Source organism: Parapedobacter lycopersici (genome assembly GCF_040395035.1).
Lineage (GTDB): Bacteria > Bacteroidota > Bacteroidia > Sphingobacteriales > Sphingobacteriaceae > Parapedobacter > Parapedobacter lycopersici_A.
On record NZ_JBEBRB010000031.1, the window covers coordinates 19,644 to 30,136 of the forward strand.

General features: G+C 52.2%; 8 protein-coding genes and 1 riboswitch. Of the genes, 6 read left to right on the top strand and 2 right to left on the bottom strand.

Features of this window, described 5'->3' with window-relative positions; translation table 11 throughout:
• The first annotated feature begins 32 nt into the window (after positions 1–32).
• From ABWO75_RS08215 to dnaA, 4 genes are all read left to right on the top strand, one after another.
• Positions 33–1,697, top strand: coding sequence for a pyruvate dehydrogenase complex dihydrolipoamide acetyltransferase (locus ABWO75_RS08215; protein WP_353184424.1), 1,665 nt, complete (start codon positions 33–35; stop codon positions 1,695–1,697).
• Between the two features lie 330 nt (positions 1,698–2,027).
• Positions 2,028–4,910 carry an aminomethyl-transferring glycine dehydrogenase gene (gene gcvP / locus ABWO75_RS08220; protein ID WP_353184426.1) on the top strand — a complete coding sequence of 961 codons (2,883 nt, stop codon included), beginning with the start codon at positions 2,028–2,030 and terminating at the stop codon, positions 4,908–4,910.
• 61 nt (positions 4,911–4,971) lie between these two features.
• A riboswitch (TPP riboswitch) is annotated at positions 4,972–5,068 on the bottom strand.
• A gap of 230 nt (positions 5,069–5,298) precedes the next feature.
• Positions 5,299–5,688: a transmembrane 220 family protein gene (locus ABWO75_RS08225; protein ID WP_353184428.1), complete on the top strand. Its 390-nt coding sequence runs from the start codon at positions 5,299–5,301 to the stop codon at positions 5,686–5,688.
• Between the two features lie 204 nt (positions 5,689–5,892).
• Positions 5,893–7,320 (top strand): chromosomal replication initiator protein DnaA, encoded by a 1,428-nt coding sequence (gene dnaA, locus ABWO75_RS08230; RefSeq protein WP_353184430.1) that lies wholly within the window; start codon positions 5,893–5,895, stop codon positions 7,318–7,320.
• On the opposite strand, the gene ABWO75_RS08235 is transcribed toward dnaA, so the two are convergent.
• Both ABWO75_RS08235 and lpxK read right to left on the bottom strand, forming a co-directional pair.
• Positions 7,317–7,853, bottom strand: coding sequence for a 5' nucleotidase, NT5C type (locus ABWO75_RS08235; protein ID WP_353184432.1), 537 nt, complete (start codon positions 7,851–7,853; stop codon positions 7,317–7,319). The two genes, dnaA and ABWO75_RS08235, sit on opposite strands and share 4 nt — an antisense overlap.
• 50 nt (positions 7,854–7,903) lie before the next feature.
• Positions 7,904–8,968 (bottom strand): tetraacyldisaccharide 4'-kinase, encoded by a 1,065-nt coding sequence (gene lpxK / locus ABWO75_RS08240; protein ID WP_353184434.1) that lies wholly within the window; start codon positions 8,966–8,968, stop codon positions 7,904–7,906.
• A 127-nt stretch (positions 8,969–9,095) separates the two neighbouring features.
• Here lpxK and mqnB point away from each other — a divergent pair, with 127 nt between their 5' ends.
• Positions 9,096–9,740, top strand: coding sequence for a futalosine hydrolase (gene mqnB / locus ABWO75_RS08245; protein ID WP_353184436.1), 645 nt, complete (start codon positions 9,096–9,098; stop codon positions 9,738–9,740).
• Positions 9,741–9,807: 67 nt separating this feature from the next.
• The coding region (locus tag ABWO75_RS08250; RefSeq protein WP_353184438.1) for an alpha-ketoacid dehydrogenase subunit beta at positions 9,808–10,493 on the top strand (686 nt) is incomplete at its 3' end.

A 10,493-nucleotide genomic window follows, 5' to 3' on the forward strand; every position in this document is an offset into this window, starting at 1 on the left:
TAACGTTTATAACAGAATAACCACAATAGCACATGGCTGAAGTAGTAAAAATGCCAAAAATGAGCGACACCATGACGGAAGGGGTGATTGCGAAATGGCACAAAAAAGTAGGCGATAAAGTCAGTTCAGGCGATTTAATTGCCGAAGTTGAAACCGACAAAGCAACCATGGATTTCGAATCCTATCAGGAAGGTACACTACTGTATATCGGTCCCAAAGAAGGCGAAGCTGTACCGGTGGATGCGGTTATCGCGGTATTGGGTGAAGCAGGTGAGGACTACGAAGCACTGCTGAAAGAAGAAAATGCGGGCGCCCCGGAGAGCGGAACATCCGAAAAACAGGAAAAAGAAAGCGCCCCGGCTTCAGACAAATCCGCCGATCAGCCGGATGAAGAACCAGCGGGTGAGGCGGTAACAGCCGAATCACTGGGTGCAACTGTGATCACCATGCCCCTGCTCAGCGACACAATGACGGAAGGTGTTATTGCCGACTGGCATTTCAAGGTTGGTGACACCATAAAAAGTGATGATGCAATTGCCGACGTCGAAACCGACAAAGCAACGATGGAAGTAACGGCCTATGCCGATGGCACTTTATTATACATTGGCGTGGAAAAAGGACAGGCCGCCAAAGTCAATGACATCATCGCCATCGTGGGTAAGGAAGGCACAGATGTGACACCATTATTGCGTCAGCCGAAGGAAAAAACTGAAAAAGCGGAGAAACCGGCAGCACAGGAAACAAAAGCGCCCGAAGCGGCAGCGCCGGCTTCCGGTGTGGCAGCAACGGCACAGGCCGACGACTCCCGGGTGAAAGCCTCTCCGTTGGCCCGTAAGATTGCCAAGGAAAAAGGCATTAACCTCAACGACGTAAAAGGTTCTGCAGACGGTGGCCGCATTGTGAAAAAAGATGTGGAAACCTACACGCCGGCAGCCAAACCAGCAGCAGCCGCTGCCACGGAAGCCGCTCCGGCTCCTGCAGCAGCAACTGTAAGCATTCCCCAATACGTGGGCGAAGAGCGTTATACCGAAAAACCGGTAACCCAGATGCGGAAAACCATCGCCCGCCGGTTATCCGAAAGCTTATTCACTTCCCCGCATTTCTACCTCACGATCCAGGTCGATATGGATGGCGCCATCGCTGCCCGGACCAGAATCAACGAGGTGGCGCAGCTTAAAGTTTCGTATAATGACCTCGTTATCAAAGCGGCCGCAGCAGCATTAAAGCAACACCCTGCGGTTAACGCTTCATGGCTGGGCGACAAAATCCGGTACAATGAACACGTGAATATCGGGGTCGCCGTAGCGGTGGAAGATGGCTTGTTAGTCCCTGTTGTGCGGTTCGCCGACGGCAAAAGCCTGTCGCACATCTCAGCAGAAGTTAAGGACTACGCCCAGCGTGCAAAAACCAAGAAACTGCAGCCCGCGGATTGGGAAGGGTCTACTTTTACCGTATCCAACTTAGGCATGTTCGGCATCGATCAGTTTACGGCTATCATTAATCCGCCGGACGCCTGCATCCTTGCTGTTGGCGGCATCCAGCAGGTACCGGTGGTTAAAGACGGTGCTGTTGTGCCCGGAAACATCATGAAGCTTACATTGAGCTGTGATCACCGTGTCGTCGATGGCGCTACGGGGGCGGCGTTCCTGCAAACACTGAAAGCACTGTTAGAGGAACCCGTAAGGATACTCGCTTAGCGCCGCTATTATATCACATTAAAAAGGCCGCTTGAGAAGCGGCCTTTTTAGTTGTAACGCGCACGGAATGTACTGACGGACCTGCCTGCCGGATGAAATAAACAGACGGCCGATTTTATTTTTTCAGCAAACCGCACATTCCTTTAACAATAAAAGAACTGAAATCCAGTCTGATTACCGTTTTCCCAAAAGCATCGGACGCTTCATTCCAAGCGGCAAAATTTTTATCTTTGCCCCGCAAAACAACTCGTTTGCTTGCCGGCAAAATCCTTGGGTAATCCCTCTCGGATCTGCGACGGAAGAAAGGGACGGGGACTATCGTTATACCCCATGAGTAAGATACATTACCAGGAAAAATTTGAGACGCGGCACATCGGCTCCAGCGCGGATGAAACGGAATCGATGCTGGCAGCCATCGGCCTATCCGACATTGACCAACTGATTGATGAAACGGTTCCGGCATCCATCCGGATGACGCGACCTTTAACACTGCCCCCCGCCATGAGCGAAGCGGCATACCTAAAGAAAATTGCAGGCATTGCCGACCAGAACCGGGTATTCAAGTCCTATATCGGTCAGGGGTACTACGGAACCGTACTGCCCGGCGTAATTCAGCGCAACATCCTGGAAAATCCGGGCTGGTATACGCAATACACACCCTATCAGGCCGAGATTGCCCAGGGACGCCTGCAGGCGCTGCTCAATTTCCAGACGATGGTGATCGACCTGACGGGGATGGAAATCGCCAATGCCTCCCTGTTGGATGAAGCTACGGCTGCTGCCGAAGCCATGTTTATGCAATACGGGATCCGGAAAAACAAATCAGCTAATCAGTACGTGGTTGCCGGCTCTGTTTTTCCACAGACACTGGACGTACTGCAGACGCGTGCCCGGTCATATGGCATCGAGCTCGTACGGCACGAAACCATTGATTTTCCAGTCAGTGAAACGACGTTCGGTGCATTGGTCCAGTACCCCGCTGCCGACGGTACGGTGGGTGACTACCGGGCCGCTGCTGCGCGGCTGCACGATGGCGGAATGTCGCTGTGCGTAATTGCCGATCTGCTCAGCCTCGCGCTGCTTACCCCGCCGGGGGAATGGGGTGCGGATGTGGTTGTGGGCAGCACACAGCGTTTTGGTATTCCGATGGGATTCGGCGGGCCTCATGCCGCCTACTTTGCCACAAAGGATGCCTACAAGCGGAATATCCCTGGACGCCTTATCGGCGTTACCGTGGATGCCGCCGGTGATTATGCACTGCGCATGGCGCTGCAGACCCGCGAACAGCATATCCGCAGAGACAAGGCCTCTTCCAATATCTGTACGGCACAGGCGTTGCTGGCCATCATGGCCGGATTTTACGCGGCATATCACGGTCCGGACGGAATCCGTAGCATAGCTGAACGCATCCACGGCCTGGCCGTTTTACTGGACGGAGCCCTGCAGCAACTGGGTTATACACAGTACAATCAAACTTACTTTGACACGATACAGGTGGAGCTCGGTGAGCTGGCCGGTCCGTTGCATGCCGAGGCACTGAACCAGGAGGCCAACCTACACTATCAGGGCACGGTCGCCGGCATTTCAATCGATGAAACCACTACATACGACGACATCGCCCTATTAATCCGCATTTTTGCGAAAATGAAGGGTAAAGCAGGAGGTGATGTGCAACTGGCTGCGCTTGAAGCATCCGGCACGTCCCATATTCCCGAATCCCTGCGCCGGACATCGGCCTATCTTACCCATCCGGTATTTAACCGCTACCACTCTGAGCATGAAATGCTCCGCTATATTAAATCGCTGGAAGCGAAGGATCTGTCGCTTTGCCATTCCATGATTCCGCTGGGCTCCTGCACGATGAAGCTCAACGCGACAACGGAGATGGTGCCGCTGACCTGGCCGAAATTCAGCGACCTCCACCCATTCGCACCGGCCGACCAGACCGGCGGCTACCTGCGGATCATCAATGAACTGGACAGCTGGCTGAGCGAGATCACCGGGTTTGCCAAGGTAAGCTTTCAGCCAAATTCAGGCGCCCAGGGAGAATACGCCGGACTGATGGTTATCCGCGCTTATCATGAGCACCGGGGTGATCATCACCGGAACGTGGTGCTTATACCCGCATCGGCACACGGCACCAACCCCGCATCGGCCAGTATGGCAGGAATGAACGTGGTCGTCGTCCAATGCGATGACCGGGGGAATATCGACGTAGCCGACCTCCGGGCGAAGGCGGAAGCCCATGCAGCGAACCTGTCGGCGTTGATGGTCACCTATCCGTCGACCCATGGTGTTTTTGAGGAGCCGATTATCGAAATCTGCGAAATCGTGCATCAGCATGGCGGGCAGGTTTATATGGATGGCGCAAACATGAACGCGCAGGTAGGACTTACCAGTCCCGGACTAATCGGCGCGGACGTCTGCCACCTGAACCTGCATAAAACGTTCTGTATTCCGCATGGCGGAGGCGGTCCCGGCATGGGACCTATCGGCGTAGCTCCCCACTTGGTCCCGTTCCTGCCCAACCACGCCGTGGTTTCCGTAAGCGGGACCAACGGTATCAGCGCCGTGTCCGCGGCCCCCTGGGGCTCGGCCTCTATCCTGCTGATCTCCCATGCCTACATTGCATTGATGGGCGCTGCGGGACTTACCAATGCAACCAAATATGCTATTCTGCATGCCAATTACCTGAAACGGCGATTGGAAGGCCATTATCCTGTACTGTATGCAGGCGCCAACGGACACTGCGCGCATGAAATGATATTGGATTGCCGGGCATTCAAGCCAGCAGGCATTGAGGTTGGTGACATTGCCAAACGGCTGATGGACTATGGTTTCCACGCACCCACGGTGTCATTCCCTGTGGCGGGCACGCTCATGATAGAACCCACCGAGTCGGAATCTCAGGCCGAACTCGACCGATTCTGTGATGCCCTAATTGCCATCAGGCAGGAGATCGCTGCGGTTGAACGCGGTGAGGCAGATGGCAGCAACAATGTATTGAAACAGGCACCCCATACCGTAACCACGGTCAGCGCCGACACCTGGGATAAGCCTTATTCCAGGTCGCAGGCGGCATTTCCACTGCCCTTTGTCCGTGAGTTCAAATTCTGGCCATCCGTCGGACGGGTCAACGACCTGCAGGGCGACCGGATGCTGATCTGTTCGTGCCCGCCTGTCAGTACCTATGAAACGGAATTGGAAGCCTGAGCCTGGTAAAATAAAAACCCTATTCCAACCATAGTCAGAATAGGGCAGTACAGACCTTAATCTGTACAAGATGTGCTTGTTCCTGCGCTGGCATTATCCAGATCAGGTTCGGGGATGTGTTCTCAGCCTGATGAGCTCAAGCACTCCCTGGCACATGCTGTTTGCTATAAAAACAATACCGGCTGAAAAAGGTTTAAAATTTGTTTTCTTTTTAGTAATGCTTCTTGTATATTTGATCTGAAGTCTGCTCGTCCGATCATGGATGAGTTCCTTTTCAACAACCAATTAGCTACAAGCAACCACGTAGGATCTGCCCCGGCCACCAAAGCAGGCCATAAGCAGGATGAGCCGTAATCGGTAGGTTGTTGATGGAGTAAATAAGCTGCCAATGAAAGTCTTTAATATTATCTTCTGTTTCCTGTTCCTGATCAGTGCCGCGTTGCAATACAATGACGTGGATCCATACCTGTGGATTCCCATTTATCTTTATGGTGCGATCCTGTGTTACCTCGCGGTGGGAAAACGGTATTTACCGACCGCCTACCTGATCGGTATCGTATTCTGCCTGGCTTACTCAGCCTACTTTCTTTTTTTCCGTGGCGGCGTAACGGACTGGTACCAGCATCATCATACCCGGGAACTGGTCCAGCAGATGCAAGCTGATAAGCCCTGGATCGAGGAAACGCGTGAGCTTGGCGGGCTGCTGATTTTGGCTGTGGTACTGGGTATCAACTGGCTGGCGTCGGCAAAACAGCGAAAAAATCCAACCGCCGAATAGGCCATGTTGAGAATTTTTTTAGCTGCAATGCGAGAATGTGTTTTTAACAAAAAAACAAGCTTAAATAACTGAAAAACAAATGATTAATTGATTTTTTAACTTTTAATTTTTTAGCTGGTATTTTTTTGCCATCTTCGTTTCACGGAGAAGTTATCAACATTCCGTCGGGCATTTACTGTAAATCAATTTATTAAGAATTAGCGAATGGAAAAAACGAGCACAAGCGTATGGAATAGTTGTCTGCAAATCATCAAAGACAACATTCCCGCGCAAAGTTATAAGACCTGGTTTGAGCCCGTTCAGGCCGTAAGATTGGAAGGCAACGTTTTGACTATTCAGGTACCCAGTTTGTTTTTTTATGAATGGCTGGAAGAACATTATGTAGGCTTACTGCGAAAGACAATAAAAAAACACCTCGGCGAAAACGGGCGGCTGGAGTATAATATTGTCGTGGAAAAGTCGTCAACCAGCAATCCTTATACCACCAATATCCCTTCCAGCGGCAACGGCGCGGAAGCCAAGAAACAGTCTATCCCCGTCCCTGTAGCGCTCAATAAAGACATTAAGAACCCGTTTGTTATTCCCGGGCTCAAAAAACTCCAGGTTGATCCACAGCTCAACCAGCACTATACGTTTGATAACTTCATTGAAGGTGAATGTAACCGCCTGGCCCGATCAGCCGGTTTCGCCGTTGCCAGCAAACCCGGTGGCACTTCGTTCAACCCGCTGATGATCTATGGCGGCGTGGGCCTCGGAAAAACCCACCTGGCACAGGCCATAGGCAACGAAATAAAACGCAATCTCCCCGACAAGCTGGTGATTTATGTTTCGTGCGAGAAGTTCTGCCAGCAGTTTGTCGATTCCCTAAAAAACAACACCATCAACGACTTTGTCAACTTCTATCAGGCAATGGACGTCATCATCATGGATGATGTGCATAACTTTGCCGGAAAGGAGCGCACACAGGATATCTTCTTCCATATTTTCAATCACCTGCACCAGTCGAGTAAGCAGATTATCCTGACATCGGACAAACCGCCGAAGGACCTGGCCGGACTGGAAGAACGGCTACTCAGTCGCTTCAAATGGGGGCTGTCGGCCGATATGCAGGCGCCCGACCTGGAAACGCGCATGGCCATCCTGAAGAAAAAGATGTATACCGACGGCATTGAGTTGCCGGAAAACGTTATCGAATACGTGGCCAACCAGATTGACAACAGTGTCCGTGAACTGGAAGGTGCCATGGTTTCACTGCTCGCCCAGGCGACCTTGAACAAAAAAGAAATCGACCTGAACCTGGCCAAGTCGATGCTGAAGAATTTCATTCAGAATACCCACCGGGAGATTTCCATGGACTACATCCAGAAGCTGGTATGCGATTATTTTGAGGTACCGGTTGAAATGGTCAAATCGAAAGTCAGGAAACGGGAAATTGTACAGGCGCGGCAAATTTCCATGTACCTGGCAAAAAACCACACGAAGACATCCCTGAAGTCCATCGGTGCCTTTTTTGGCGGGCGTGATCACTCCACTGTGATTTATGCTTGCCAAACCGTGGAAGACCTGATTGAAACAGACAAGAAGTTTAAAGCTTACGTACAGGATATCCAGAAGAAGCTGAAAACAAGCTAAGGCAGCAGCAACCCGGCTACTGCTTTCCAACTGTCCACCCGTTCATACCCCGTAATAAGCATGTTATGGGGCGAAGTGAACAGCAGCTTGCGACCGTTGAAATTGACCAGGTTCTTAATCCGGTCGTCAATCAGAATATCAGCCGAGATGATCTTTTCCCCCGTAAACAGAATATGCGTCCATGGGATGAACGGGAAATGCTCCTGCAACCAATCGTATTTATCCTCCAGCGAATTCCGGAATTCCATCGCAGCCGAAACCACATATACCTGGTAGCTCGACTGCAGCAGCCGGACCGTTTCCACCGCATCCGGCATCGGCGGGATATCCCGGAAAAAACCTTTTTCGTGGATGTAAACCGCCCACTGCTTATTGATATGCTCCGGAAGGTTTTCATGCAATTCCTTACCCGGTTCCTGTAGAAGGTCCGGACTTATACCGAAGTCGCGTTGATACAGTGTCAGAAATTTGCGGAGGGTGTCGGCAAGTACCTCGTCCATATCAATGGCAAGGCGGGGTTTTTCATTACTCATACATACAAAAGTAATTTTTATTTACGAGTACGGAAAACGACGGGTGATCGTTACGGCTGGCGCAGGGTATCCGCACAATATTGCAATACCCGCTGCTGGAATGCGTGCGCTTCCTGCTGCTCCAGCGTAAAACGGATGGGTAGTACATATACCGGCAAACCATCAAGCACGGCTGCATGCGGGGGGACAAAAAGCCGCTGACTGTCTTTCTCCGTCGTTATGATGATCTTCCTGCTGTTTGGGATCGCGGCGTACCGGTTTTTAATCCGTTGCATGTCGGATGAACTATACGGGTGGTGATCAGCATAACGCAGGTGAACCACCTCACCAACCCGTACCGCAAGGTGGCGGCGCAGCGGCTCCGGATTTGCAATGCCTGTCACTAATAATACGGATGTATCTGCGTCCAGCAGGGCCGTCCCATCCGCGGCAGGTGACGCGGGGAGCAAATTACCGTAATCGATACCCGCAAACCACAGGGGGATTTCCCCGGGAGTTACTGTAAGCTGCTTCCGTATCGTTGCCTTATTCTCCGCCGTGGCAGTATCCGGGGTCTTGGTAACAATCAGGATATCCGCACGTCGGCGCGCAGAAAACCAATCGCGGTAATTGCCGGCCGGCAACAGCCATTTCGGTGCGCGCATATGATTATAATCGAACAAAAGTATCGCTAATCCCGGTTTTAATGCCCGGTGCTGAAAGGCATCATCCAATAGGATAACCCGATGTCCGAGCGCCTGCAATCGCCGCACACCGGTCACCCGGTCTTCACATACCGCCACTGTGATCTCCGGAAATTTACGCTTGAATTGCAAGGGTTCGTCCCCGCTTTCTGCGGCCGTATCGGTCAACTGCACTTCCCGGAACCCACGGGTTGCACGGCCATAACCGCGGCTGAGTGTTGCCACCGGGTATTCCGGCGCCAGCAAACGGATCAGGTATTCGGTCATCGGGCTTTTGCCGGTTCCGCCCACGGCAAGGTTACCCACTACAATAACAGGTATATCGAACGCCGTCTGTTTCAGCCAGCCCCAGTCATAAAAACAGTTACGCAGCCATACTGCCGCGCCGTATATAGCTGAAAAAGGGAGTAGAAGCAACCTGAGGTAACCCATGATGTGCAAAAGTAGCAATTTTTCCCGCTACCGTCCGCTAAGCCTCCACCGTGCTGTGTTAAATCCGGTTTCGGTTAAAACCGGAGCATCAAACCGGCTATTTTTACGTAAATTCGCCTGCGACGCTATGGAAAACACGCTGATCATCGCAGCCACCGCTGACGAAATTGCCCCTTTTATGCAGTTGCCGGCCAACCAGCGGCAGGGCATGGACATACTGGTCACTGGGGTCGGCATGGTCGCCACCGCTTTCGCCATAGGCAAACAACTGGCAATCAGCCACTACGACCTGCTACTTAATGTCGGCATCTGTGGTAGCTTCAACCGCGACATTCCATTAGGGGAGGTCGTCCACGTGTACCGGGATACCTTCGCCGAACTGGGCGCCGAAGACGGTGCGCAGTTCGTGGACAGCGAAACACTGGGACTGGCGACACATACTTATTACAGTGAACACCGGATCAGCCACCCGGAAATCAACCGGTTGCGCCAATGCAAAGGGATCACCGTAAACCGGGTGCACGGCGATGAGCGGGCCATCGAGGCGGTAGCCAACCGGATCCATCCCGATACGGAAAGCATGGAGGGCGCAGCCGTGTTCTATGCTGCCCATCACGCCGGGCTTCCGGCCGTTCAGGTCCGTGCTGTATCAAACTATGTGGAACGCCGGAACCGGGACAACTGGCGAGTCCCGCTGGCCATTGAAACCCTGAACCGCTGGCTGATTGCATTCGCCCATTCAGGCGGCACAGTCACCCCGCCGCTTTTCTAAGCAAAGCATTCCAAATATCAACTATTTGTAGTAGCTTTGCGTACGAAAATTTGATCCTATACTACGAATGAGAGAAATACAATTCAGGGAAGCGCTTCGCGAGGCATTGAGCGAAGAAATGCGCAAAGACGAAAAGATATTCTTGATGGGTGAGGAAGTGGCTGAGTACAACGGTGCGTATAAGGTAAGCCAGGGAATGCTGGACGAATTTGGTCCTAAGCGCGTTATTGACACTCCCATTGCCGAACTCGGCTTTGCGGGCATTGGCATCGGAGCCGCCATGAATGGCCTCAAGCCAATCATTGAGTTCATGACATTCAATTTTTCCCTGGTCGCGATCGACCAGGTGATCAACTCGGCCGCCAAAATGTATTCCATGAGCGGGGGACAGTTTCCCCTTCCCATCGTATTCCGTGGACCAACCGGGAATGCCGGCCAGCTGGCAGCCCAGCATTCGCAGAATTTCGAAAACTGGTATGCCAATACCCCCGGCCTGAAAGTGGTCGTTCCCTCCAACCCCTATGATGCAAAAGGGTTGCTGAAACAGTCCATTATTGACCCGGATCCCGTTATCTTTATGGAATCCGAGGTGATGTACGGCGATAAGGGCAATGTTCCCGAAGAAGAATATTACCTGGAGCTCGGAAAAGCCCATACCGTAAAGGAAGGAAATGACGTAACGATTGTTACGTTTGGCAAAATGCTGCCCCGCGTGGTGCAGCCGGCCGTAGAGGAATTAACCAAGGAGGGTAT

Excerpts from the sequence above, each read along its gene's own strand:
- ABWO75_RS08215 (WP_353184424.1), top strand. The coding sequence starts at position 33 with ATGGCTGAAGTAGTAAAAATGCCAAAAATGAGCGACACCATGACGGAA.
- gcvP (WP_353184426.1), top strand. The coding sequence starts at position 2,028 with ATGAGTAAGATACATTACCAGGAAAAATTTGAGACGCGGCACATCGGC.
- ABWO75_RS08235 (WP_353184432.1), bottom strand. The coding sequence starts at position 7,853 with ATGAGTAATGAAAAACCCCGCCTTGCCATTGATATGGACGAGGTACTT.
- mqnB (WP_353184436.1), top strand. The coding sequence starts at position 9,096 with ATGGAAAACACGCTGATCATCGCAGCCACCGCTGACGAAATTGCCCCT.
- lpxK (WP_353184434.1), bottom strand. The coding sequence starts at position 8,968 with ATGGGTTACCTCAGGTTGCTTCTACTCCCTTTTTCAGCTATATACGGC.
- ABWO75_RS08225 (WP_353184428.1), top strand. The coding sequence starts at position 5,299 with ATGAAAGTCTTTAATATTATCTTCTGTTTCCTGTTCCTGATCAGTGCC.
- dnaA (WP_353184430.1), top strand. The coding sequence starts at position 5,893 with ATGGAAAAAACGAGCACAAGCGTATGGAATAGTTGTCTGCAAATCATC.